The sequence below is a fragment of the Leclercia sp. UBA2479 genome (genome assembly GCF_002341985.1).
In the GTDB taxonomy this organism is placed as follows: domain Bacteria; phylum Pseudomonadota; class Gammaproteobacteria; order Enterobacterales; family Enterobacteriaceae; genus Enterobacter; species Enterobacter pneumoniae.
This window is the reverse complement of sequence record NZ_DDPB01000010.1, coordinates 1-26,217: the sequence shown is the minus strand read 5'-3', so window position 1 is coordinate 26,217 and position 26,217 is coordinate 1. Positions and strand designations below refer to the sequence as shown.

At 56.2% G+C, this 26,217-nt stretch carries 17 protein-coding genes; 4 read left to right on the top strand and 13 right to left on the bottom strand.

The window, feature by feature from the left end; all coding sequences use genetic code 11:
• Positions 1 to 21: 21 nt before the first annotated feature.
• Positions 22 to 2,079, bottom strand: a complete 2,058-nt coding sequence (locus tag B3B59_RS16070) for an AsmA family protein (protein WP_046886819.1) — start codon at positions 2,077 to 2,079, stop codon at positions 22 to 24.
• 115 nt (positions 2,080 to 2,194) lie between these two features.
• The gene (gene pdeH / locus B3B59_RS16065; protein WP_046886820.1) at positions 2,195 to 2,965 is read right to left on the bottom strand and encodes a cyclic-guanylate-specific phosphodiesterase; all 771 of its coding nucleotides are present in this window, start codon (positions 2,963 to 2,965) and stop codon (positions 2,195 to 2,197) included.
• A gap of 231 nt (positions 2,966 to 3,196) precedes the next feature.
• On the opposite strand from pdeH, the gene B3B59_RS16060 reads away from it, so the two are divergent.
• A complete protein-coding gene (locus tag B3B59_RS16060) occupies positions 3,197 to 4,126 on the top strand; it encodes a sugar kinase (protein ID WP_212478368.1) in 930 nt (309 codons plus the stop codon).
• Positions 4,127 to 4,581: 455 nt separating this feature from the next.
• On the opposite strand, the gene B3B59_RS16055 is transcribed toward B3B59_RS16060, so the two are convergent.
• The 9 genes from B3B59_RS16055 to bcsR all read right to left on the bottom strand — a co-directional run bounded on the left by B3B59_RS16055 (position 4,582) and on the right by bcsR (position 20,437).
• On the bottom strand, positions 4,582 to 6,069 hold the full coding sequence (locus B3B59_RS16055; protein ID WP_286809541.1) for a M16 family metallopeptidase: 1,488 nt from the start codon (positions 6,067 to 6,069) through the stop codon (positions 4,582 to 4,584).
• 225 nt (positions 6,070 to 6,294) lie between these two features.
• The gene (gene dctA, locus B3B59_RS16050) at positions 6,295 to 7,581 is read right to left on the bottom strand and encodes a C4-dicarboxylate transporter DctC (RefSeq protein ID WP_046886823.1); all 1,287 of its coding nucleotides are present in this window, start codon (positions 7,579 to 7,581) and stop codon (positions 6,295 to 6,297) included.
• 158 nt (positions 7,582 to 7,739) lie between these two features.
• Complete coding sequence (gene hmsP / locus B3B59_RS16045) at positions 7,740 to 9,746, bottom strand: biofilm formation regulator HmsP (RefSeq protein WP_212478367.1); 2,007 nt, start codon at positions 9,744 to 9,746, stop codon at positions 7,740 to 7,742.
• Positions 9,747 to 9,864: 118 nt separating this feature from the next.
• Complete coding sequence (bcsC, locus tag B3B59_RS16040) at positions 9,865 to 13,347, bottom strand: cellulose synthase complex outer membrane protein BcsC (protein WP_286809540.1); 3,483 nt, start codon at positions 13,345 to 13,347, stop codon at positions 9,865 to 9,867.
• Complete coding sequence (gene bcsZ, locus B3B59_RS16035; protein WP_046886826.1) at positions 13,329 to 14,435, bottom strand: cellulose synthase complex periplasmic endoglucanase BcsZ; 1,107 nt, start codon at positions 14,433 to 14,435, stop codon at positions 13,329 to 13,331. The genes bcsC and bcsZ overlap by 19 nt, the downstream gene beginning before the upstream one ends.
• Positions 14,436 to 14,441: 6 nt before the next feature.
• Positions 14,442 to 16,856: a cellulose biosynthesis cyclic di-GMP-binding regulatory protein BcsB gene (bcsB, locus tag B3B59_RS16030; protein ID WP_212478365.1), complete on the bottom strand. Its 2,415-nt coding sequence runs from the start codon at positions 16,854 to 16,856 to the stop codon at positions 14,442 to 14,444.
• Between the two features lie 10 nt (positions 16,857 to 16,866).
• The gene (gene bcsA / locus B3B59_RS16025) at positions 16,867 to 19,485 is read right to left on the bottom strand and encodes a UDP-forming cellulose synthase catalytic subunit (protein WP_233802656.1); all 2,619 of its coding nucleotides are present in this window, start codon (positions 19,483 to 19,485) and stop codon (positions 16,867 to 16,869) included.
• Positions 19,482 to 20,234 carry a cellulose biosynthesis protein BcsQ gene (bcsQ, locus tag B3B59_RS16020; RefSeq protein ID WP_046886828.1) on the bottom strand — a complete coding sequence of 251 codons (753 nt, stop codon included), beginning with the start codon at positions 20,232 to 20,234 and terminating at the stop codon, positions 19,482 to 19,484. Before bcsQ ends, bcsA begins: the two co-directional genes overlap by 4 nt.
• Before the next feature lie 11 nt (positions 20,235 to 20,245).
• Positions 20,246 to 20,437 carry a cellulose biosynthesis protein BcsR gene (gene bcsR, locus B3B59_RS16015; protein WP_040078162.1) on the bottom strand — a complete coding sequence of 64 codons (192 nt, stop codon included), beginning with the start codon at positions 20,435 to 20,437 and terminating at the stop codon, positions 20,246 to 20,248.
• Between the two features lie 172 nt (positions 20,438 to 20,609).
• Here bcsR and bcsE point away from each other — a divergent pair, with 172 nt between their 5' ends.
• Genes bcsE through bcsG form a run of 3 tightly spaced genes read left to right on the top strand, consistent with a single transcriptional unit; the run spans position 20,610 to position 24,033 of the window.
• Entirely contained in the window at positions 20,610 to 22,169 is a 1,560-nt protein-coding gene (bcsE, locus tag B3B59_RS16010) for a cellulose biosynthesis c-di-GMP-binding protein BcsE (protein ID WP_286809539.1), read from the top strand.
• Positions 22,166 to 22,357 carry a cellulose biosynthesis protein BcsF gene (bcsF, locus tag B3B59_RS16005; RefSeq protein ID WP_040078159.1) on the top strand — a complete coding sequence of 64 codons (192 nt, stop codon included), beginning with the start codon at positions 22,166 to 22,168 and terminating at the stop codon, positions 22,355 to 22,357. The genes bcsE and bcsF overlap by 4 nt, the downstream gene beginning before the upstream one ends.
• Positions 22,354 to 24,033, top strand: a complete 1,680-nt coding sequence (gene bcsG / locus B3B59_RS16000; RefSeq protein ID WP_046886830.1) for a cellulose biosynthesis protein BcsG — start codon at positions 22,354 to 22,356, stop codon at positions 24,031 to 24,033. The genes bcsF and bcsG overlap by 4 nt, the downstream gene beginning before the upstream one ends.
• A gap of 44 nt (positions 24,034 to 24,077) precedes the next feature.
• On the opposite strand, the gene birA is transcribed toward bcsG, so the two are convergent.
• Together birA and murB are read right to left on the bottom strand one after the other, a co-directional pair.
• Complete coding sequence (birA, locus tag B3B59_RS15995; protein ID WP_286809538.1) at positions 24,078 to 25,043, bottom strand: bifunctional biotin--[acetyl-CoA-carboxylase] ligase/biotin operon repressor BirA; 966 nt, start codon at positions 25,041 to 25,043, stop codon at positions 24,078 to 24,080.
• Positions 25,040 to 26,068, bottom strand: coding sequence for a UDP-N-acetylmuramate dehydrogenase (gene murB / locus B3B59_RS15990; RefSeq protein WP_286809537.1), 1,029 nt, complete (start codon positions 26,066 to 26,068; stop codon positions 25,040 to 25,042). The genes birA and murB overlap by 4 nt, the downstream gene beginning before the upstream one ends.
• Positions 26,069 to 26,217 lie beyond the last annotated feature (149 nt).

Here is a 26,217-nt window from a genome sequence, read left to right as displayed (position 1 = left end):
GTTTTTTTTACGTCCTGCGCCTTACTTTTTCATCTGTGCCAGTATATTCCGACACTGATTCGCATCCCCTTCAGACGGTGAAATCAACGCCAGCAGCGCCGCCGCCGGCGTTACCAGCGTTGCCAGCGCCGCGGCCACCGCACCACGGGCAATCAACGGCCCGGCTTTCACCCCCGCATCCGGATTTTTAAAGGTTCCGCGTACGTACAGCGGCGAGCGCAGCGTAACGATACGGATGCCCTTACTTTCCGGATTGATGGTGAGGTCGAGCTGCTCAGAGGCCATGCTGGCGGTGCCCGTCACGTTGATGACCGCATTCTCCGTATCGAAGGCGAAGATCTGCGGTCGGGCAACGCCGTTGACCAGATCGATATTGGCCGCCGCGCAGTTCACCCGCACTTCATCATCGCCAAAAATCTGACCAATGATAAAGTTGCCCACATTCAGGCCGAGGATCTCCATCAGGTTACGGCTGATCAGTCCATCGTTCATCAGCAGCTTCAGGTTACCGTTGCCGTTACCCAGCAGAGCAGCCACGGAATTACCGGTACCGCGGATCTCAGCATCACCGTTCATTTCACCGAGGGTTTTCTGCATTAATTCGACGTCAGGCATCAGCTCTTTTAACTTCAGCCGCCGCGCCTGAATATCTGCCCGCCCACGCATAGGGCTCTTATCCCCTTCCAGATGAATATTTGAAGAGATGGTTCCGCCCGCCATGCCGAACTTCAGCGGCTGCAGGCGCAGGTCGGCATTTTTCAGCAGGATATGGGTCGAGAGATCGCTAATGGGCAGGCTGCTGCCATGTTCAATACGGCGGCCTTTGAAACGCACATCGGCATCCATCACATCCCATTTATCTGTTTCAAAACGATCGTTTGGTAGCACCTTGCCGGCAGGCTGAGCGCTTTTCTCACCCTTTTTCTGCTCGGCGCGTTTCGCGCGCTCGGCACCCTTGCCCGAATCCACCCCGATCAGCGGGCCCAGGTCGGCAAGGCGCAGCTGCCGGGACTCCAGATCCCCTTCAAGCTTCGGCCGCGGCTTGCCTGTGGTGTAGGTCAGCGAGCCGTGGATATCACTGTCGCCGATGCGGCCATTAAAGTCGCGATAGTCATAGACCGACGACTTTTCGGTATCAATTTTCGCGACCAGATGACCGTCGGTTTCAAACGGTGGAGTATCGGGCAGCAGCACGCCAGTCAGCTCATAGAGCTCGCCCAACGAATCACCGGCAAATTTCAGCTGGAGATCAACGCCACCCATTTTCATCGGGTCGTTTACCGTGCCAACGAAGGCCACCCGCGTATTGCCAGAGCGGAAATCAGCCTGCACCGGGAACGGCGTGCCTTCGCTTCGCAGGGCCAGCATACCGCCAATTTTACCCTTGCCGCTTAAAGGCTGGTCGTTGTAGCGCCCTTCCGCCTTCAGGCCAAAGACGTAATCACCGACCTTATCTTTTTTGCCTTTGTTTCCCGTCACTTCGCTAAAGGGCAACGGTTTACCCAGCGGATCGACAAAGATCTCAATATCTGCCTTCGTCACCGCATCGTTGATATCGATCCGTCCGCGATCGAAGAGGATATTATCCAAGCGGAAAGACCAGGAGGACGGTTTGGCGTTGGGATCTTTTTCTTCGTCACTCCCCGCCAGATCAAAGGTCCAGTTGTTCTTTTTTTCCGACAGACGGATCAGCCGGGCATCCGGCTGTTGCAACTTGATCCACGGTAGATAGACCGTTTTAGTGAACAGCGCCAGCGGCGCCAGCGTGGCCTCTACGCGCGGCAGATGCACCATGGTAATTTCGGGGATATCCGGCGGGTTGCCGAGGATGATGTCGTTAGCATGGATGTGTGGCCATGGAACCCAGCTGCGCCAGCCGGTTTCCTCTTTCTGGCGCTCCCACACTACGCCCAAATCACCACGAATGGCGAAGGGCCGGTTTAACTCAGTCGAGACTTTCTGGTTGATGGTCGGTTTGAGGCGATTCCAGTCAAACGTCGCAATAATGACGATTATCACCACAATCAACAACAAGAAGATCCCTAGCGACCAGGTGATTATCTTTGTTGTCTTGGTCATTCCGCACTCCCTTTTTCGCTTGCCTTTCTAGAATATAGCGCAGGCAACGGGAAAGCGGCGGCTGCGTCCGGTAATAGCGCGTCATTCACGCACTATTATGGGAAGCAGCCAAAACCTACAGAGTAAGGATGACGTTTTCGAGCGTGTCCATCGGGACGGGGCGTGAGAGGAAGTAACCCTGCGCAGCAGCGGCCGGAGAGCTTTGCACGTCTCGCCACTCTTCCAGCGTCTCGATGCCCTCGACAATGACCCCCTGGCAGTAGCGGTTCATCAACTGAAGCAACAGGGTGAACAGATTCCGCCCTTCCGGTGTTTGGCGCAGCATGATGAAGAGATCGCGCGCCACTTTGATGTAGTCATAGCGCACTTCGCTCAGAGCCGAGAAGTTGGCCATGCCGGTACCGAAGTCGTCCAGCCACAGCGGAGCAAACTCGCACATTGCAGCGAAGGTCGAATCTTGCGGTAAGCGTATATGCTCAACCAGCTCAAAGCGGATCCACGGCAGCGTAGCGATGAGCTGCTTTAACGTCTCATCCTGACGCACCGCCATCAGCGTAGGGCCATCGACGTTTACCGAAGCGAGGATCTTATGCTGCATGAAAAAGGGCTGCTTTTCCGCCAGCATGGTGAGCTGTTCTTCCAGCACATCCAGACGTTTGCGCACCGGAATTTCCGCAAAGTAGCGATCCGGCGCGATACGCTGATCGGGCGTTGACGGATGCGTCACGATGGTCAGGATCTCAACGGCCATCAGCGTGCCATCAATGCGATAGATGGGCTGCCAGGTGTAAGCGCGCTCACATTGCAGCCAGTAGCGATGCTCCTGCAAGTTCTCAATACTTGCCTGAGGAACAACTAGCCGCTGGATATCCTGCTGTAACTTCATTTCAGATGTCCTGTTGAATGGGAGATGAGCTGACGGGACTCGTCAAAGGTTATCGGCGCAGGAGATAAGAACTTTAAGGCTGGTTGCAGGCGAAAATGAAATTCTGATGACAGAAACTGAAGCGGAACCTGTTCCAGTTCAAAAAAATAATGGAACGTCGTTTTAATATGGTTGACCACTAAACGGTGCCAGAGCACACTACCTCTAATTTCACTCTTCAGGTTCAAGATTATGTCCAAAAAGATTGCCGTCATTGGCGAATGCATGATTGAACTCTCCCAAAAAGGCGCGGAAGTGAGCCGCGGCTTTGGTGGCGATACATTGAACACGTCGGTCTACATTGCCCGTCAGGTCTCCCCTGATGCGCTGTCAGTGAACTATGTCACGGCACTGGGTACCGATAATTTCAGCCAGCAGATGCTGGAGAGCTGGCAGGCGGAGAACGTCGATACCTCCCTGACTCAGCGCATGGAAAATCGCCTGCCTGGCCTCTACTACATCGAAACCGACAGCACTGGCGAGCGTACCTTCTACTACTGGCGCAATGAAGCGGCGGCGAAGTTCTGGCTGGAGAGCGAGGACGCGGCGCGCATTTGCGAAGAGCTGGCTACGTTCGACTATCTCTATCTGAGCGGCATCAGCCTCGCCATCCTGAGCCAGGGCAGCCGTGATAAGCTGCTCTCTCTGCTGCGTGAATGCCGGGCTAATGGTGGCAAAGTAATCTTCGATAACAACTACCGTCCACGTCTGTGGGCCAGCCGCGAAGAGACGCAGCAGGTCTACTCCCAGATGCTGCAATGTACCGATATCGCTTTCTTAACCCTCGACGACGAAGATGCGTTGTGGGGCGAAAAGCCGGTGGATGAGGTGATTGCCCGGACGCAGGCGGCAGGCGTCTCTGAGGTGGTGATCAAGCGCGGTGCCGATTCCTGTCTGGTCGCGGTTGCCGGTCAGCCGGTTATCGACGTTCCGGCAGTGAAGCTGGCGAAGGAAAAAGTGATTGATACTACGGCCGCGGGCGATTCATTTAGCGCCGGTTATCTGGCCGTACGCCTGACAGGCGGCACGCCGGAAGCGGCAGCCCAGCGCGGCCACCTCACCGCCAGTACGGTGATTCAGTATCGCGGGGCGATTATTCCCCGTGAGGCGATGCCGCACTAAAAAACGGCTACCCTGGGTTATAATGCCGATCGGTTAAGCAATCCGGTATTTCTATGTCACTGAAGTAGAAAGGTTCCGTTCACTAAGGCATCTCTGCTTTTTGTCGGCCACTCTGCGGCCTGACCGGGGCACGGGTGTTGACTCCCCGCTGAAATCGGCGAACCGGAGACCGGATGACAAGGGCTGGACGCCAGGGATGGCGGCCAGAGGCGAAGCGAGACAGGGATGTCGAGTTGAGCCGACCGCAGGCAGGAGGTCGGGAGGTGAGCGCAGTGCGAAGCACCGATTTCGTTGCGGGGCCGCGGGGATTGACAAGGGGGACCCGGCGGTCCCCCTTGTCACGTTCACGGGTGGTGTAATGCCATATTCTGCTGAACATGAGGTGAACGGAACAATTCCACCGCGCTTAACCGATCGGCATTACCACCGTTTATCTTTGCGCGAACGCGCCCACCTTACTGCGCCTGCGGAATATCCGTCACGTCCTGATGATCGCCAGAAACAACGGGAGCCGCACTTTGCGCGGGCACCATAATATTACTCCAGGTTTCTTGCAGCTCTTTCATGTTGTACTCAGGCTCGCCCTTCGGCTGCAGCAGAATCAGTGCCATATCCTGTGAAAGCTGCGAACGCAGATCCTGGTTCAGCATCTCCACCGTCAGGCCGCTCAGGAAGTCCTGGCGCAGCTTTTGATACTGCTCCGGCGCGATATCCACCACCTGATTTTGCAGGGAGCGAATACGCTGACTGATCAGGATATCGGTATCTGTGCGCGCATAGGTGGCAAACAGCTTTTGCAGCTCAAGGCCCTTTTGCGCCACCAGCGCGTTAAACTCTTCTACCGGCAGCCCGTTGTCACGTACCTTCGCCAGCTCTTTCGCCACCACCGCCATATTCGCGTTCAGCTTATCGTTCGGCGACTCGACGTTAATGGCGCACTGTGCACGCTGGAACAGCACCCGGCAATCAAAGCCCAGACCGATATCTTTAGTGTTGTTCTTGCTAAGCGTCTGCTGAACATGCCAGAACAGCGCTTCACGAGCTAAATCTGCACGCCAGTAACGCAGCAGGGCTGCGGAATCCCGAATAGGCTGCCACGGGCCATCCCACATGATTGAGAGACGATCCTGACGCACTGTGTCGGTCATGATACTGACGGGCTCGGCACGCAGCGGCGACAAGGTCGGCACTGGCGCCGGCGTATGGCGTTTACCTTTCAGTTCGCCGAAGGTTTTATTGATCTGCTCTACTACCGCACGGGCGTCGACGTTACCCACCACAATCAGGGTCATCGCATCCGGGGTGTACCAGTTCTGGTAGAAAGATTTAACCTGTTCAATATCAACCGGCTGCTTCAGCGGCTCCGCCGGATCGTGGCCGAGCAGCGTTGACCCCTTGAGGCGATAGCGCCACCAGCCCTCTTTGGTATCCGCCGGCCAGGTGGCAACCATGTCACTGTTGCTCAGCGCATAGTTAACGGTTTCAGGGGTAATGGAGACGTTGCCTGCGGTATCCGAGAGCCAGGTCAGCGCCTCTTTGAGCAAATCATTACGGTTGTTCGGCAAGCTGAGGTTAAACATGGTGTAGTCATAAGAGACCACGGCAGGCGGGAGTGGGCGTTTCGGGTCGATGCCCTGTTGCCACAGTGAACGCACCTGCACAGCCTGCAGGCTGCCGCTTTGGGTCAGCGCCAGCCGGGGGATAAAGTGGCTAAAGCCGGTCTGCTGCGTGCTTTCCGTCAGGGAGCCCGTATTTACCGAGAGGCGGATTTCAATCCGATCGCTGGGACGCTGAGGCGTCGAGAGGACCTGCCACTGGAAGCCGTTCGCCAGCGTCCCCTGTTGCCATGCAGGATCGGGCTGGAGCGCATCAGCGTGCACGTAACTGGCTGCTGCCATCATCAGCAAACCGCCGGTTAAGAGTCGAATTTTTGTGCCCTGCATGTGAACCCCTGATCAACATTCCTGGTTAAAAAGAGTGCTACACGCCCTGGAGCACTCTAAAGACGATATTCAAAACACTCCGATTAGACCGCGCGTTAAGCGAAACGTCACGGCATGAAGTGAAATATACCCGAAAAAAATCTTGTCGAATTATGACAGGTATGAGGGGCCATTATGCGCAGGAGCCCGCACTCCGACAAGGGAATGCGGGCCTGAGAGCAGATTTTAGGAGGATAAACCGTGCGTTTTGCCGTCTGGCGCACGATTATTGAGGGTATCGTCGAGCTTTTTATGATCCAGCTCTTTCACCCACTTCGCGACCACGATGGTCGCTACCCCGTTACCGACCAGGTTGGTCAGCGCACGAGCTTCAGACATAAAGCGGTCAATACCGAGGATCAGCGCCAGCCCCGCCACCGGCAGATGACCCACCGCTGAAATGGTCGCCGCCAGGACGATAAAGCCGCTTCCCGTCACCCCGGCCGCCCCTTTCGAAGAGAGCAGCAACACGACCAGCAGCGTGATTTGATGGAAAATATCCATGTGGCTGTTGGTCGCCTGAGCGATAAATACCGCGGCCATGGTCAGGTAAATCGAGGTGCCATCCAGGTTAAAAGAGTAGCCCGTCGGAATGACCAGCCCCACCACCGATTTGCGGCAGCCCAGCTTCTCCATTTTATCGAGCATACGTGGCAGCGCCGACTCGGACGAGGAGGTACCCAGCACGATGAGCAGCTCTTCGCGGATATAGCGGATGAACTTAAAGATATTGAAGCCGGTGGCCTTTGCAATACTCCCCAGCACCACCACTACAAACAGAATACAGGTGATATAGAAGCAGATGATCAGCTGGCCCAACTGTACCAGGGTGCCCACGCCATATTTACCGATGGTAAACGCCATCGCCCCGAAGGCCCCGATAGGTGCCAGACGCATAATCATATTGATAATGCCGAAGATGACCTGAGAGAAGCTTTCAATCACATTAAAAATCAGCTGCCCTTTGCTTCCCAGGCGATGCAACGCAAAGCCAAACATCACGGCAAACAGCAGTACCTGCAAAATGTTACCGCTGGCAAAAGCGCCAATGACGCTGCCGGGAATTACATCCAGAAGGAAGGCCACCACACCCTGATCTTTTGCCTGATCGGCGTAGACGGCGACCGCTTTGGCATCGAGCGTAGAGGGGTCTACGTTCATGCCGGCGCCGGGCTGCACCACGTTCACGATAATCAGGCCGATAATCAGCGCCAGGGTGCTGACCACCTCAAAATAGAGCAGCGCGACCGCGCCAGTGCGACCGACCGCCTTCATGCTTTCCATGCCCGCGATACCGGTCACCACGGTACAGAAGATAACCGGGGCAATAACCATCTTGATGAGCTTAACAAACGCATCGCCTAGCGGTTTCATCTGCGCGCCCAGTTCAGGGTAGTAATGGCCCAGCAGAATGCCGATAGCAATCGCAGTCAGCACCTGAAAGTAGAGACTTTTGAAGAGTGAGGTTTTCATATGATGTCCTTGGGAAGAAAAGCCACAGGCACTATAGGGGTAATAATTACCTGCGGATTTAAAATACCACCCGGCTCTCAGGACAGATACAGACTCAGATCAGAAATGAAACACAAATGTTAAAAAGTTTGAGCTGGCTCGCACAAGCCAGCAACATTTTAATTCAACGCGGGGGTGTCATGGGGAGAAAGGTAATGCGCTTCAAAGAGATCGCGTGGAACGGCACGGGCGAAGAGATAACCCTGCCCATACTTCACGCCAGCCTCTGCCAGCCAGTCGCGCTGAGCCTCGGTTTCGACCCCTTCGGCAATCACATCCAGCGTCAGGCTTTGCGCCATCTGAATAATGGCCTGCACCATGCTGCTGTCGTCCGGTAAACCTTCCACAAAGGTCTTGTCGATCTTCAGCACGTCCACCGGCAGCGTTTTCATATGCTGCAGCTGACGCAGCCCCGCATACCCCATACCAAAATCATCCAGCGCGATACGTACCCCGGCATTGCGCAGCGGACGCAGAATCGCCACCGCTTCGTTCGGGTCGTCGATACGGCGACTTTCCGTTACCTCAAGAATCAGGGTGTCAGGCTGGATTTGATAGCGATGAATCAACTCCAGCAGCTCTGAAACCATCGTCGGGTGCATCAATTGCAGCGCAGAGAGATTGACCGACAGCGGCAGGGTAATACCACGAGCCTGCCAGGCTGAGAGCAGCCGGCAAGACTCCTCCAGCACCCAGTGGCCCACCGTCACCATCAGCCCACAGTTTTCAATACGTTCGATTAACCCTTCCGGCAGCTCCCAGGAGCCGTCCGGTTGCTGCATACGCAGTAGCGCTTCGGCGCTTTTTACCCGGCCCGTACTCAGTTCAACCTGCGGCTGCAGCCAGATGGCAAACTGATGGTTATCCAGCGCGTTAAGGATATCGCTCTCTTCCGTCAGGCGCTGCTGCGCCTTTGCCATCTCTTCGGGTTCGAAGAACTGGATTTGGTTTTTACCCTTGCGACGCGCAGCAAAGGCGGCGGAGAAGGCCCGGCTGTAAAGTTGCTCGGCGCTCTGATCGCCGTAATACATGGCAATGCCAATGCTGGCGCTGGGGCGCAGCTGGATGCTCTGAACCGGCAACCGCTCGTTAATGACAGTGAGCACTTGCTGACCTAATGTGATGGCATGCCATGGCTCCTTCACCCCATGGGCGATAATCACGAAGTCGTACCCCGTGACCTGAGAGAGCACCATCCGCGGGGAGAGGACGGATTTCATCTTTTCCACCAGCGTGAGCAGCAACATCTCGCGCTGACTCTCTTTCAATACCCCGGCGGTGTCCTGCAAGGTTTCACAGGCCACGACCATCAACGCCGTTGTCTGCTGGCGGGCGACCGTCTGCTCCAGCAGACCCATCAGGAACGCTTTGTTCGGTAAATCCGAGACCGGGAAGCGGGTCGCATTGCAGTTCATCTCGTCATACTGACGCAAAATCCGCTGTTGATTGATGTTGTAGCTGCGGACCAGCATGCCGATCTCGTCGTCATGATGCAGGCGCGGCAACGGCAGCTGGTGACCCACCTGATACTCTCCCGGTAGATCATTGAGTTCCCGGGCCAGACGGCGTAGCGGATGCACAATCAGTCGGTTAATACACCAGGTCAATGCCACCGTCAGCATCAGCGTCAACAGTAAGTAAGCAGTCACTAACGTTGATAGCCAGCTCATCACAAATTTAAACATGCGATAAGAGTCTGACTGGAGCACCAGATAAGCCAGCGGCTGCGGATTAGCCGGGCGTTCCAGCGAATAAATGGGGAGCGAGATTTGCACCGGCAGTTCGACCATTCGCATCACCATCATCGGCACCGGACGCTCAGGGATAAAGCGCATACGCAGCGCCTGGAACTGATTAGGCAACACCACATCCGCCCGGCTGACGACGCCGGCCGGCTGGATCCCTTTAAGGATGGTTTCTGCTTCCGGGATATCCCCTTTCAGGATGGCCGCAGAGAGCGGTTCACGAACCGAACGGGCAATGCTTTCAAGTTGCGTAGCCGTGTTGTAGCGATTCTGCTGAATGGAATGAACCAACAGAATGACGCAGAAGATGAAAACAAACACCATAGTGACGGCGGAAACCATCGCCATTTGTTTGATAGTTAATGAACGGCTGACACGCAAAATGACTCTCCAGAGAACACGACACGCGGGGTAATCAGATGTGACCCCGCTGCCGCCTGAGTATACCCCATCGCAATCGATTTAAGAGAGGCTAACAAAACGATTAAGGTTATTCTGGTTACCATTCCGCATAAGGCATAAGCGGCTGCGGTGGTATGTCCATGTCACCCTGCCAGCCTGCGGCGGAGTAGCGTACATACATCAGCGCATGGCTTGGGGTGTAATCCTTCGCCTCCTGAATATCGACCCCCAGCCCAACAAACCAGTTGGAGGTGACACGACGTTCAATAATAGCCCGGGCGGTATAACCGGTACCGCTGCTGCTGCTTCCCTCTTCCGGCTCACTGCGATCGCCGTATCTGCCCGGTTCAACCGGGATCAGGCTCTGAATCGGGTAGCGCTTACCGTCATTGCTTTTCGAGTGTGACCAGGAGACCGAGCCACCCAGCTCCCAGGACCAGTTCTCGGTACGCTTACGCCAGTTGATGGGCAGCGCGAAGGAGACATACTGTTGTGGGCTGTAGTAGCCGCCCTGTCCCAGCGTGTACTCGCTCAGGTCTTTATCGTAATGCCAGAGCATATTGCTGAGGCCGACGGTCAGGCGCTCGTTATTGGCATTGATGAGTTTGTAGTAGTAGCCGGTCATCCAGCGCACGCGCCAGTTGTCCGCCACGTTCTCGCCGGTCAGGGAATCGGCATTCAGACTAGACCAGATCCCATTCGCCTCACCCTTGTCATAGCTAACGCTGACCCCGCCCCCGGTGGAACGTACACCGCCCCAGGTTTTATGGGTATTGGGATCAACCTGTCCGGCAAAGGCCAGCATGGAGCTGGAGACCGGGCGACGGTGCGCGTTAACCGTATAGCCCAGCGGACCGATATCGCTGCTATAGCTGATACCGCCGACAACATCGACGACCTCGAAGCCCATCGGCGTGGTACCGATGTCCATCGCCCATGTGCTGTTTTCCCAGCCCACCGCAACGCTGGCGCCATCCGCCGTCTGGCTGGTGTGACCATAGCATGGCGTACTGGCACAGGTGCCCCACTTCGGATTAAAAGATCCATTGCTTGCGGTAGAGAACGAGCCTGCGTCCATATTGACCATGTCCGTACGGAAGAACATCCGGCCGTCGGAAAGCGGTGCGTCGACGTGCAGCATGGTGGTATGGGCTTTAAGGTCAGAGTAGCCCCCCGTACCGCTGGAGCCCCAGTACTCGTGCTGCAGGGTGACGTTAACATCCTGCTGACGATAGAGATCGCCCGCGTCGCTACGTACGCCGCGCTTCAGCCAGTCATCGCGCTCATCATTGCGCGTCAGGCGGGTGAAAGTGTCGTTATCCACCGGACGGGTCGGGGTGATCCCCGAGGCCACCATCGTATCTTTGTAAGTCTCAAGCGCCGCCTTTGGCTGACCGTTCGCCGCCTGGAAACGGGCCGCGTCACGCAGTACCAGCGCACTCTCCATCGACGGCGGCTGCGATTTCGCCTGCGGAATGAGGCGGCTAAAGGTCTGTTGCGCCGTGTCGGTATTACCTAGCCCTGCCTGGGCCAGCGCGATACGACGCTGCATATTGATAGAAGGGGGCTCGCCCTGCGGCGTGGCAGGCAGCGTCGCCAGCGTGGCCTGGGCTGCAGACTTGTCGCCCGCGGCGATGTGCGCTTCCGTCAGGCCAAGTATCGCATCGGCATTTTGCGGCTCGCGTTTTAGCACCGTTTCATAGGCTGCTTTTGCCGCCGCCGTATCGCCGCGCTGCTGTGCCCAGTCGGCCAGGATAAGATCAATACGCGTCGAAGGTGGCTGCTGACGTAGCAACTCCTCCGCCTCCCGCTCCTTACCACTGTCACGCAGGCGGTTCGCGGTCTCCAGCACCTGGTTGCCCTGCAGACGATCGCCCAGTTCGCGGATGTTATCGTTCCACTGACTCTGGGGCAGCGTATTCAGGTGTGCCAGCGCGGCACGATCCTGATCGTTGCCCGAGAGATAAAGTCCGTAGGCGTAAACCTGCTCCGGATCGCCCGGCTTCTGCGAGGCCAGGTTGCGCATCAGCGTATCGGCCTGGCTTCGCTGACCGCTGCTGTAAAGATCGCGTGACAGCCGATAGGTGATCCAGACATTGCCCAGATCCATCGCCAGTCGGCGGCGCTGGATCTCCGCCGCCTGAGCATAATTACCCTGATTTTCGAGCTGCTCGGCCTGCTGGGCCAGCTTCTCGTTGCTCAGGCTGCGTTCAATATCATCGATACTGCGGCGCTGGCTGGCAGAGAGCGATTGTATAAACTGGGTCGCTTTTTCCGGTGATTCGGCGCGATAGAGGTTGGCCAGTCCACGCACCGCGTTGCTGTTGCCGCTGTCCATACGCAGCGCCTGACGGTAGTAGCGCTCGGCGCTGGCACTGTCTTTACGCGCCATGGCCGCATCCCCCAGTCCTAATACGGCATAGCTGTCGGTATTATCCGTGTTGCGCGCTTGCTGGTAATAGCGTTCGGCCTGGCCTGGGTTATTGGCTTTCAGCGCCGCGTCGCCCTGCTGGATAAGCAGCCAGTAGCGGTTAACCTTGAGCAAACTGTCCCACTTGTCGCGGTTTTCACTTTGCGGATCGAGCGCGATCGCTTTCTCGAACTGTGCCACTGCCCTGGCACGATCGCCTTTCTGGGAGTAAGCCTGCCCGAGAGCGCCTACCGCTTCACTGTCCGCATGATTCGCGCTGACCGCCTGCTGCAACTCTGACACAGCCCGCTCGCCCTGACCCGCCTCAACGGCGGCCAGCCCCTGCGCCTTCGCACGGAACGCCGGGTCGGAAAGCTGTTGCTGCTGCTGCGCCAGTTGGGTACGCGCTAACTCCACGCTATCCCCTTCACTGAACACCTGCAGATAATCCTGTAAGGCTTTTACGCTGGCATCACTGACCGGCGTGTCTTTAATTTGTTGATACCAGATAGATGACGCGGCGTTACGCCCGCTGTTGGAGTTCGCCATCTGACGCAACACGGCGAAGCCCTCATCACGACGCCCACTCTGAAAAAGAAGCTGGGCCAGTGCGTTCTGTAGCTGGCTATCGCCGGGGCGGCTGGCATTGATGCTCTTAAGCTGGTTGATTGCCTCATTGCGACGGGCAGGCACCTTCGCCACCAGCGTCCAGTACTCGGTGGCGATATCGCCATCCGGCGGGCTGCCAGCAAACAGCTTGTCGTAGGCGGCAATCCCTTCGGCGGTATGGCCGGTAGTGGCCAGCAGACGGGCCTGCTGCAGCGCCTGACGTCCGTCAGGGCTGGAGAGAGACATGCTGCTGCGCGACGATTTATAAGCTTCTGAGGTTGGCGCCATCGTCTTCAGGCGGTCCAGCTCTTTTTGCGCGCCGGCGGTGTCGCCCTGGCGCAGCAAATAGCGGAAGCGTGCGGCCATCACGTCCGGGTTGTTCGGGTCAATCAGTTCGAGGCGATCCAGCGACTGGCGAACCAGGTCTTCGCGCTGCGTGGACTCGCCCAGCCGTACCTGCTCAAGCAGCTGTTTTTGCTGTGGGGAGTTCACCGCCTGCGCGGCCGGCAGTAAGGCCAGACCGAGCGATAAACTGAGTAAACTTATTGTGAACTTGCGCATTCCTGGCCCCAGTCAGGTAGTAATTCACCTTTCACGGTGAAACGAAAACGATGCTGATCCCAGCCTTGTCCAAAGAGGGTCAGTACGTAGCTGTAATAAGCGTCATCGCCAGGAAAGTTGTCTGCTACACGTTGACGCTGCGCGGCTTGTGCATCGCGATTTTGCAAGAAAGGCAGCAGCGCAGCGGAGAAGCCCACCGGGCCCTGTCCGGTCGGTTTACCCGTGGCGACATCCACTTTTTCCGGCGGTATCCCTTTTTTAGCGGTAAGGGTTGCCATCGGTTTCAGCCGTGCCAACAACCGCGCTTTTTGCGGATCGCTGTCGTGCATCATGCCCACCCACAGCCAGACGCGAATAGCGTCATAGCTGCTGACGAGCGTTTTCTCTGGCTTGAGCTGCCAGCCGCCGTTTTTTTGATAACGTACCCAGTCGGGTGAAAATCCTTTCGGCGCAGTTTCCAGGAGCAGGCGCAGGTTGGTCTCCCGCAGCGTGCTCCAGGGCGCGCCAAAGCGAGTAAAATATTGTGCCAGCTGAGGCGGCAGATAACTTGGGTTGAAGCGCCACAGATTCTGTTCCGCAAAACCCACTTTGCCCGGCAGCAGCATGTAGCCCAGACCCGGCACCTTCACCACCTCTTCACGAACGATGAGCTTTAATAGCGCCCGCCCGGTATCGGTGTAAGTTTGCTCCTTCCACAGACGACCGGCCTCCAGCAGCGACCAGGCAATCCAGATATCAGCGTCCGAGGCGGAGTTGGGGTCAAGCACCTGCCAGCTGTCGGGGGCTTTTTTACCCCATAGCCAGGCAGGAAGCTGCGTATTTAGCGCGCCCTTCGCCAGGTTATCCTGCGTCCAGCGCAGGATTTGGTCGAAGGTTTTACGGTCATTGGCGGCGAGGGCAAAGAACAGCGCGTAGCTTTGCCCCTCCGACGTGGTAATGCTACGGGCATCGCTGGGATCGATAACCCGTCCATCTTCGCTGATATAAGCCTGTTTGAACCGATCCCAGGCCGGCCAGCTGCAGGCGGCCTGAAGATTCCACGCGGTCAGCATAAACAGCGCCAACAAACCGTAGCGAAATCCCTTCATCACGGTTTACTCATGATCCGGATCGAGACGACGACGGCTGAAGATGCGCAGCAGACGCCACAACACCCAGGCCAGCAGCACGACGCTTATCGCGGCGAAGATCGCCAGCAACACCGGATGGTTTGACAGGGCATACCAGACGCGCTCAAACCACGGCAGATGACCGACGTAGTAGATATCCCCCACGCGCAGGCTATTGACGCCAGACTCACGGATGATCGATACCGAGCCAAACATCGCCGCACGTTTGCCGCTGTCGTTCATGGCCTGGTTCAGCAGTTCATAGCCGCGCGGGCTGTCTGCCAGCAGGGCAATCACGCTGCGTTGGTCGTTATACGGCGACTGGAACCCCACAACGGCGGCCATTGGGCCGGTGGAAGAGACTTCCGCGCGGGCGTTAGCCTGACGGTCGCTCTCATCCGGCATAATGCTCGGTAAAGAACTTTCGCGCAGCGGGGTGTTCACCCAGGCTTCTGTCGCCTGCACCAGCAGATCAACGCGCTTGTCATCTTTTAACGCATCCGGAATCGCCCCTACCAGCAGGATATCGGCATCTTTACCCTGTAGCTGGCTGGCATCGCTGGTTAGCGTGAAGTTCAGCGCCGGGAACCCGGTTTGCGCACCGACGGAGCCCATGGCATCCAGCAGCGTCGTCAGTTGGCCTTCGTTCGGATCTTTCGGCGTTACCACAATCGATTCCGAGAGGTCAGCCATACGGCTGAACGGGAAGCTGGCGTTGGCGAATGCGCGCAGATCCGGCATGGCAAGGAAGTGGTAATACTTCGAGAAGTCGATGGTGGAGTCATCGCCAATGACCACATGGTTCTGTACTGGCTGGAAGGTAATACAGTTTTCAACCGTACCACCCGGCATCGGGTTCATGTACTGGAAATCAAAGCGCAGCTGGTTTACCGCACCCAGCTTCAGCGCCGGAATCGAAACATCCGTTTTACCGTCCAGCAGCCCTTGCAGAACCGGCAGACGCAGCAGAAGACGATTCGCATCCTGCGTACTGGTCAGCGCGAAGGATTGCAGGAACTGGTTGTTCAGGCTGATATCCATCCGCGAACTGTCTTTCACCGGCGGCGCGGTGTAGCGGTAGTTCAGATTCATGTCGATGCCGTTGCTGCGCAGCAGATAGAGATCCGGCGGCAGATTTAACGACAGGCTAATGGATGAGGGCTGCAAACCAGTGGCCTGCAGCTGCTCTTCATAGGTTTTCAGTTCGCCAAAGGTAACCGCGCGATCGGTACGCACCCAGTTTGGCGCATCGTACGGTTTACGCGGCAGCAGCGGTTTCACGTCGTTAATCACCACGCTATTACCACGGAACAGCACGTTGCCTTGCGCCAGCCCTTTCGCCGCCTGCAGCAGGTCTTTGTCATCACGACCCATTACCACCAGCAGCTTCACGTACGGGTTGTTGGGATGGCTCATCATCTCGATGGTCGGCGCTTTCACCTCAGGATGATCGCGCAGGAACGCCGGACGGCTGGCGTTCGTGGCGAAGACGATCGCGTTGGTGTCTGGCAGTTTGTCATAGATGACCGGGAAACTTTGGCCGCGCCAGCCGCTGCGAGAACCGAACCAGGAGGCGACAATCGATGCCGCTTTTTGCTGTTCGATTTCCGGCGCACCGGCAAAGACCATCGGTAAGTTCAGCGGGCGATTGTCGCGCGGGTCAAAGAACGGCACCGGGAAGCGCGAAAGATCGTTAGCCACCGCCAGCGACTGATAGGTCAGATCCAGCGAGCTACTACGCCCCACGTCCATCCACAGCGTACTGCTGGCCGGGTTTTCACAGACGTCACGATAGTGGCCAACAAATTCCAGCCGCACGCGGTTGAAGTCACTGATAAACAGCGGGTTGATCGGCAACTGCGCCAGGGTTTTCTTGCCTAGCTGCTCTTTGGTCACCGGCAGGACGCCCATCAGTTCATCGTTCAGATAAACCTTCAGCTGTGACTGTACCGGCAACAGCGAGGGAGAGGGGGTGTATTCAAGGTTCAACAACGCTTTAGAAACGACTTCGTCGCTGCGCATGCCGAACTCGATACCGCCGTTCGGGTTAATACCGCGCAACACCATGCTACCCGGCGGTGGCGCGATCTGAGCAAAGGAGAGCTTCACATCGCGTGACGGGGCGCTGTCGGCGACAATCGGCGCATCGGCACCCTGCACGCCAGGCATGACCCGGCCTACTGGCGCGTCCGACGGCGGTAGCGTCTGGCCCGTTGTAGGTTGATTCGGGATCACCGCTTCCGTTTGCCCCGGCGCGGCGGTGGCTGCCGGCTCAGCGGGGGCTGCGACAACAGGTACCGTTGGCGCAGGAGTCGTCTCCGGTGCCGCCGAGACCATAAAGGAGGGGAGCGCACTCATCCCGACCGCCACTGCACTAATCCATGATAGTTTTCTTTTCATCGCATTATCATCATTGTTGAGCCATAACCGGGTCTGCTTGCTGTACCGCCTCGCCACGCTCAGGACGGCGAGGAACAAACGACACAACCCAGGAAACCAGCGAAGTAATTGACCGGAAAATCACTTTCACGGACGATGGAGCAAATTCGGCAAGGTGGCGATAGCCACGGAAACCCAGTTTCAGAATGTCCAGCAGGCTCTCCAGCGGTTTATCTTCCGGGAAGCTGTCCTGCCAGAGCGCCCAGGTATCGGCACGGGCGAAGGTACACTGCACAAAATCGATATGCTGCTTTTTCGTCAGCGGCATCAACTGCAGACCCACTTCGTTGCCCAGTACGCGCACCACCTGGGTTGGGAAAACATACTCTTGCTGGCCACGCTTAAGCAGAAGATTAGCCTTCTGCCCTTCCAGCACCTGCGCCTGGCCGTGGATCTTGATGCCCAGGCCGCCGTCAGAGAAGTCGTGTACGGTACAGGAGAAGAGGTGACCGTCTTCACGGGCGATAGCAGCCGGCATGGCGATTTCGACGCGATGGGCGCGACGCACCTGCTTACTTTCCACCGAAACCGCCACCGCGCCGCCGAGAATGATCAGGTTGTAGAAGACCCACGCCATACTCACAAACACGGTCAGCACTTCGTTCTCAGGCCCGGTGTAATAGCGCCAGACACCGGCGATGATACCGACAATATTAAGCAGCACCAGGAAGATGTAAGGCCGGGAGATCACCCAGTCCACATACTCCTCTTCCACCAGCCCGCCTTTCGCCGTAACGTTGAATTTCCCTTTATGCGGGTTGATCAGTGCCACCATGGTTGGCGGGGCGATATACCAGGCGAGTACGGTTTCGTAGATTTCACTCCAGAACGAGTGGCGATACTTGCCCTGAATGCGCGAGTTGGTCAGGCTGGCGTGAATCATGTGCGGCAGTACAAACAGCGCGATCATGATCGCCGGGGCGTAAATGATGTAGGCATGCAGCAGCAGGAAGGCCAGCGGCGCCGTCAGGAAGATAAGGCGCGGGATCCCGGATAAGAAGTGGAACATGGCGTTTAAATAGCAAAGACGCTGCCCCCACTTAAGCCCTTTGCCAAACAACGGGTTATCAAGACGGAAGATCTGTACCATGCCGCGCGCCCAGCGAATACGCTGACCGATATGCGCAGAGAGCGACTCTGTCGCCAGCCCGGCAGCCTGCGGAATACGCATATAGGCGGAGGTGTAACCCCGACGGTGCAAGCGCAGGGAGGTGTGCGCATCTTCGGTTACCGTTTCTACCGCAATGCCGCCAATTTCATCCAGCGGTTTACGGCGAATCACCGCACACGAGCCGCAGAAGAAGGTGGCATCCCACATGTCGTTACCGTCTTGCACCAGCCCGTAAAACAGCGTGCCCTCATTCGGCGTCTTGCGGAACCGGCCAAGGTTGCGCTCGAACGGATCGGGTGAGAAGAAGTGGTGCGGCGTCTGCATCATCGCCAGTTTGGTATCCTTCAGGAACCAGCCCATGGTCATCTGCAGGAATGAGCGTGTGGGGACATGGTCGCAGTCGAAAATCGAAACAAATTCGCCTTTGGCATACTTAAGCGCGTTATTGATGTTGCCCGCTTTCGCATGTTCGTGGGTGGTACGGGCGATATAATTCACCCCTACGCTGTCGGCAAACTGTTTGAACTCTTCGCGCCCGCCATCATCCAGGATCCAGATCTGGAGCTTGTCTTTCGGCCAGTCGATACCCAGCGATGCGTAAATGGTGTTTTTCACCACGCTCAAATCTTCGTTATAGGTCGGCACAAAGATATCGACGCTCGGCCAGACGCGGGTATCTTTTGGCAGCGGTACCGGCTGACGGTTTAGTGGCCAGATAACCTGGAAATAGCCCAGCACCAGTACTACCCAGGCATAGGTTTCAGCAAACAGCAGGATCAGGCCGCACACCAGACTGACCGGGTCGTTCCAGTTGAGGGTGGAGGTGTAACGCCACCAGATGTAACGGCAGGAGACGGTCAGCGACAGCACAATCAGCATTAACGCAGAGAAGCGCCCAGGAATGCGGCGCACCAGCAGCGCTACGCCCCATAGCAGTATCAGGAAGATAAACTGCGCCATCGGGTTAAAGGGCTGGGTAATGCAAACCAGGGCCAAAATCAGCGAGAAGAAGACCACCACACCGAGAATAAAGCGACGCAGCCGCGGGTGCAGATGTCCTAGCTCCTTTTGGGAATCAAGATGGCTGGTGTTGTTATGCAGGCGAGTGGGTAGATGGTCCAGCCACTGGTGATAACGCCCGCGCAGGGTTTTAAAGCGCGACATGCTGCCCCAGCGCGACGACGCTTTCTCTTTGCGTCCCGAGGTCGCCAGCAACCAGATGGCCTGAAGGGCATAACGCGCCGGGTCCAGCGGACGCGGACGGTCAGGGTCGATATGCGGATACAGTTCATTATGCCGGGCACGAATACGCTGCCAGCGCGGGTGTTCAAGGGGAATAAAGAGCCAGGCCAAAATCATCCACAAACAGCCCAGAGCAGCACTGAAGGGAGAGGCGCCGTGCAGACGGTAATTACGGTAACGCTCGCTCAGACGCGCTCGTACCGGCGGAATAAGCAGTAAGGCGCCCAGGCGATTCATGGGGTGCTCCCGGTGGCGATTTTGTCACCGTTAAAGTTCAGCAGACACCAGTTCGCCAGGATCATCATCTCTTCGGCGGCCAGCGAGTCGCTACGGTATTCCCCGAGCGGCTGCTTCGACGCCATGCACTCAACCATCGCTTCATCGCGATGCAGCACCATCGGCAGCAGACGACGCTGGCTCTGCAGCCACACCTGGTAGAGATCGTCCTGCAGCTGGCTGCCGATGCGCAGGTCGTTGATCAGAATACGTGCGCCGACTGGCAAAGATTGCTGGTGCAGGCGGATATGGCAGTTAGTGTCTGGCTTGACGATAGCCAGCGTGTGATCGCAAAGCTCCACCAGCGCGCGCGTCAGCGGCGAGTGGCCATGAGGCAAGTCGATCAAAATCCATTGATAATGGCTACGCGCTTTTAAAGTCTGTAACGCAGTGGTGAACTGCCCCAGCGTCTCATACAGGCTATATTCATTTTCCCGTTCGCTGTCGGTCAGTTGACCGAAAGGCAGCACGTCCAGCTGCGACGTGTAGCGTTGCCCGGCATCACGCCAGTCCGTACCATCCAGCAGTGCTCTACCCCAACCGCCGGTATGGCTGAAATCGACATTAAACGACATGCGCAACAAATTATCGGCGCAGGCGTCTACCACCAGCACCGATTCACCTAATAACTGTAATGACCAGCCAAGCGCCGCCGTAATTGATGTGGTACCCACACCACCGCGCACGCCTTGCAATCCAACTATGGCCATTCACGGCTCCCTTATTTTTGTTGAGCAAATTCGGCCAATAACGGCCAGCGTCGAATCGCTGCAGCCAATTGTTCACGTTGCGAAATATCGGTGTAGTCAATTTCTGGCAATGAAAAAGCCTGGCTGAGTGCCAGAAAGTCATTTTGAAAGGTGTATCCGAGGCCGGAGTCCAGCGTCGTATTTACGGGTTCATTGTTAGACATTCACGTCTCATCCCATTGAGAAAATTCTAATGCTCAGATGTAGCCAGGCGTCCTGCCAGAGAAATTTCATTTACATGCTAAATCTGATGTTCTTTAATTTCAATGTTAGGTTTATTTCTTCGCTTTCGCTAGTAAACTGAATACAGACAAATTAGTGGCAAAGAGGGACATCGTGAACCCCATTTTTTCTATTGGCATCCAGTCATTATGGGATGAATTGCGGCATATGCCAGCAGGCGGTGTCTGGTGGATCAACACCGATCGCGACGAAGACGCAATACATCTCCTTAATCAAACAGTTTCTGCTCAGGATGCGCGCGCCAAAGTCGCGGTTATTACGATGGGCGACGATCCTAAATCGATTGTCAGGCTGGAGGAAAATGGCGGCCCGGATACGGTTCGTCTATTTTCCATGCCGGAAACAGAGAAGGGTCTCTACTTTTTGCCGCGTGACATCCAGTGCAACCTCGATCCCGATCACTATTTAATTGTCCTTAAATGTACAAATAACGCCTGGTTAAATATTCCGGTTGATAAATTGCGCGGCTGGCTGGAAAAAATGAATAAATGGGCGCGCTTTTACAATTGTACCCTTTTGGTTCTGAGTCCGGGTACCAATAATGACAAGCAATTCTCATTATTAATGGGGGAATACCGTTCGCTGTTCGGCCTTGCCAGTCTGCGCTATCAAACCGACATTCATCTTTACGATGTTGCGTTCTGGTGCAATGAAAAAGGGGTCAGTGCTCGTCAGCAATTAACGCTTTCCCGTCAGGGTAATGCCTGGCACCTTACGCAGCAGGAAGAGGCGGTGGTGCAGCCTCGCAGCGATGAGAAACGGATCCTTAGTAACGTCTCGGTACTGGAAGGCGCACCGCCGCTGTCAGAACACTGGTCGTTATTTGAGAATAACGAAGCGTTATTCAACGAAGCCCGCTCCACCCAGGCGGCAACCATCATCTTTTCGCTGACTCAGAACAACCAAATTGATGCCATTGCGCGGCAGATCCACACGCTACGCCGCCAACGTGGTAGCGCTCTGAAAATCGTAGTGCGTGAAAATCTCACCAGCCTGCGCGCCACCGATGAGCGTCTTCTGCTGGGCTGCGGTGCGAATATGGTTATTCCGTGGAATGCCCCGCTCTCCCGTTGCCTGACGCTTATCGAAAGTATTCAGGGCCAGCAGTTCAGCCGCCACGTGCCGGAAGATATTTCAACACTGCTCTTCATGACCCAGCCTATGAAGCTACGCGGCTTCCAGAAATGGGATACCTTCTGCGACGCGGTAGGCAATATGATGAGCAACACGCTGCTGCCTGCTGATAATAAAGGGGTGATGGTGGCGCTGCGCCCGGTTCCAGGCATTCGCGTCGAACAGGCGCTGACGCTGTGCCGTCCAAATCGTACCGGGGATATTATGACCATCGGTGATAACCGGCTGGTCCTGTTCTTATCATTCTGCCGGATAAACGATCTTGATACCGCCCTGAACCATATCTTCCCGCTGCCTACCGGCGATATCTTCTCTAACCGGGTGGTCTGGTTTGAAGATAACCAGATCGCCGCGGAGATTATGCAGATGCGCGCCGTTAAACCTGAACAGTGGAACAAACCGCTGCCGCTGGAGACCGATATCAAACCGATCCTTAACGCCACGCACGATGGTCATGCCTGGCGGCGTATTCCGCATCCGCTACGCTTACTGGATGATGCCGTGGAGAACCCATCATGATGAACGTCAGCGATATCATCCAGCTCGTGGTGCTCTGTGCGCTCATCTTCTTCCCGCTAGGGTATTACACGCGCCATTATTCACGACGGATCCGTGATGCGGCGCGAATTGTTTTTAGTAAGCCTCGCTATGTTAAACCCGCCGGTACGCTGAACAGAGCGTCGCAACAGGGCAAACCGAAAAAATGACAAATTCTTCTTATACGACTTCGGCGCCTTCGCCGCTCTGGCAGTACTGGCGCGGCCTTTCTGGCTGGAACTTTTACTTTTTGGTGAAGTTCGCTCTGCTATGGGCGGGATACCTGAATTTCCATCCCCTGCCGAACCTGGTCTTTATGGCCTTCCTGCTGATGCCGATCCCGAAGTATCGTCTGCATCGCCTGCGCCACTGGGTGGCGATCCCCATCGGCTTCGCCCTCTTCTGGCATGACACCTGGCTGCCGGGTCCACAGAGTATTATGAGCCAGGGTTCGCAGGTTGCGGGCTTTAGCGCTGACTATATGCTCGACCTGGTGACCCGTTTTATTAACCTGCAGATGATTGGCGCGCTGTTTGTGCTGTTTATCGCATGGCTGTTCTTGTCACAGTGGATCCGCGTTACGGTGTTTGTGGTCGCCATCATGATCTGGCTGAACGTGCTGACCATTGCCGGCCCGGCCCTTACCCTGTGGCCAGGCGGCCAACCTACCACCACCGTCACCACCGACGGCGCTTCGGTAGCCCCAACGGTAGCGGCAGCAGGTAACACCGCCGTGGTGGGTGATATACCGGCTCAGACGGCACCGCCGACGACGGCCAATCTCAATGCCTGGCTGTCTACGTTCTATAATGCCGAAGAAAAACGCCAGACCAAATTCCCGGACGCACTGCCAGCCGATGCCCAGCCGTTTGAACTGCTGGTTATCAATATCTGCTCCCTGTCGTGGGCAGATGTGGAAGCCGCAGGGCTAATGTCGCATCCGTTGTGGTCGCACTTTGATATCCAGTTCAAGGATTTCAACTCCGCCACCTCTTACAGCGGCCCGGCGGCCATTCGTCTGCTGCGTGCCAGCTGCGGTCAGCCGTCGCATAAAAATCTCTACCAGCCAGCCGGTAACCAGTGCTACCTGTTCGATAATCTGGAGAAACTGGGCTTCACGCAGCACCTGATGCTGGGCCACAACGGCGTGTTCGGTGGATTCCTGAAAGAAGTGCAGGAAAACGGCGGCATGCACGCGCCGCTGATGGATCAGAAAGGGCTGCCGGTGACCTTGCTGGGCTTCGACGGTTCGCCAGTGTATGACGACACCGCGGTGCTTGAGCGCTGGATGCAGACCATTGAGAAAGACCAGAACCCGCGCAGTGCGACTTTCTATAACACCCTGCCGCTGCATGATGGGAACCACTTCCCTGGCGTGAGCAAAGTGGCGGATTACAAGCTGCGTGCCCAGAAATTGTTTGATGAACTGGATGCCTTCTTCACTCAACTGGAGAAGTCCGGGCGCAAAGTGATGGTGGTAGTGGTACCCGAGCACGGCGGTGCGCTGAAGGGCGATAAGATGCAGGTTTCTGGCCTGCGCGATATCCCGAGCCCCTCAATTACTAACGTGCCGGCCGGGGTGAAATTCTTCGGTATGAAAGCCCCACATCAGGGTGGAGCGATTGAGATCACCCAGCCTACAAGCTACCTGGCCATCTCTGAACTGGTAGCCCGCGCGGTGGACGGCAAAATCTTCGTTGAAGATAACGTTAACTGGGATCAGTACATCAAGGATCTGCCGCAAACGGCAAAAGTGTCTGAAAACGCCAATGCGGTGGTCATTCAGTATCAGAACAAGCCGTATGTCCGTCTGAATGCCGGTGACTGGGTGCCTTACCCGCAGTAATCTACGGCTTCCCCTCTCTTACGAGAGAGGGGAAGTGCATTGCCTTACGACTCCGCGCTACGAAGCGAGATTTCGCCGCCCATCCAGGGTTTGATCACCCCATCCTGTTCAAGCAGCAGTGCCCCCTGTGCATCGATACCGCGGGAGGTGCCAAACACCTCTTTATCGCCAATAATCAATTTCACCGGTCGATTAATAAAGTTATCCAGCTTTTCCCAGCGCGCCAGGAACGGTGTCAAACCATCCTGTTCAAAGCTGAGCAGCGATGTCCGCAACTCTTTGATCATCTGCACCGCCAGGGTATTGCGATCAATATTTACCCCCGCCTCATGCAGGTTGATCCAGCCCTGATTTACCACATCGCTCTGTACCGTACGCATAATCATGTTAATACCAGCGCCAATCACGATGTGGGCCGCATCGCCGGTTTTGGCGGTCATTTCCACCAAAATACCTGCCAGTTTGCGATCGTTCAGGTAGAGATCGTTTGGCCATTTAACACGCACTTTATCTGCGCCCAGCGACTGCAGAACCTCGGCCATCACAATACCGATGACCAGACTTAGTCCCATGGCGGCAGCCGGTCCTTGCTCCAGACGCCAGTACATAGAGAGATAGAGATTAGCGCCAAAGGGTGAAAACCATTTACGCCCGCGACGACCGCGGCCCGCCTGCTGGTATTCAGCCACACAGCTATCGCCAGAGTTCAGCTCGCCAATTCTGTCCAGCAGATATTGGTTAGTGGAGTCGATGACCGGCAGTACGGCAACCTTCCCCTCCTCTAACTGACCCTGGATGAGATTCTGATCCAGTAACTGGATGGGCTCCGGCAGGCTATAGCCTTTCCCCGGGACAGTGAAGACATCCACGCCCCAGTCGCGTAAGGTCTGAACATGCTTGTTAATCGCCGCCCGGCTCATACCCAGGCGCTCGCCAAGTTGCTCGCCAGAGTGAAAATCGCCATCGGCCAGAATAGAGATTAACGTCAAGGGAATCGTATTGTCTTTCACGCGATCGTCTCCACCGCATTTACTTCGCCGTGGGCGCCAATGAAGCGAACTTCAGGCTCCAGCCAGACGTTAAATTTTTCGCCAACGCGCAGACGAACCTGATGTGCCAGTTGCACAACATCGTCGCTGGTCGCTCTGTTTTCGTTGATCAATACCAGTGCCTGCTGGCGATGGACTGCGGCTCCGCCGTAAGTGGTACCCTTAAGCTGACATTGATCGATCAGCCAGCCCGCGGCCAGCTTCACGCTACCATCCGCCTGGGGATAGTGCGGTGCAGCGGGCCACTGTGCGAGCAGTGCGTTTGCCACCTCAGCGGTGACAACCGGATTTTTGAAGAAGCTACCGGCATTGCCCTGCTGTTTAGGATCGGGAAGTTTGCTCATCCGCATATGACAAACCGCATCAAAAATTTGCCGCGGGGTGACGGTCGTAGGATCGAGACGGGTTAAGTCGCCGTAAGAGAGTACCGGCTGCCAGTGTTTCGTCAGCTGAAGTCCCACCGCCACGATCACAAACTTGTCCTGATACTCATGTTTGAAAATACTGTCACGGTAACCAAAGCGACACTGCTCTGCGGTTAAACGCAGCGCTTTCCCGGTCGCCAGTTCAATGCAGTCCACGTATTCGCAGACATGCTTAAGCTCGATGCCATAAGCACCGATATTCTGAATAGGAGATGAACCCGCACAGCCAGGGATCAGGGCCAGATTTTCCAGACCAGCCATGCCATTATCAAGGGTAAATTGCACCAGATTGTGCCAGTTTTCGCCGGCGCCCACGTGCAGACGCCAACGCTCTGGCGTCTCTTCAACGTCAATCCCGGAAATGCGATTAATAATTACCGTACCGGAATAATCTTCCAGGAACAGTACGTTACTGCCTTCGCCCAGAATGAGAACAGGTTGGTTTTGTTGCGTTGCGTGATTCCATGCCGCCAGCAGTTGTTGAGAGTCAGTGGCCTGCACGATCTGTAAGGCATTTCGGTCAATACCGAAGGTATTCCAGGGCTTAAGGGAGTGATTCATAGAGGCTATCCAGATGCAAAAACCGGGATAGTTTACCGTATCTGCGATGGGTTAGGGGGATATCTTTGTGTGCAGGTTCGTAGATGCAAAAACGCAAAAAGCCCATCCTTCCGGATGGGCTCTTCACTTATTTGATGCCTGGCAGTTCC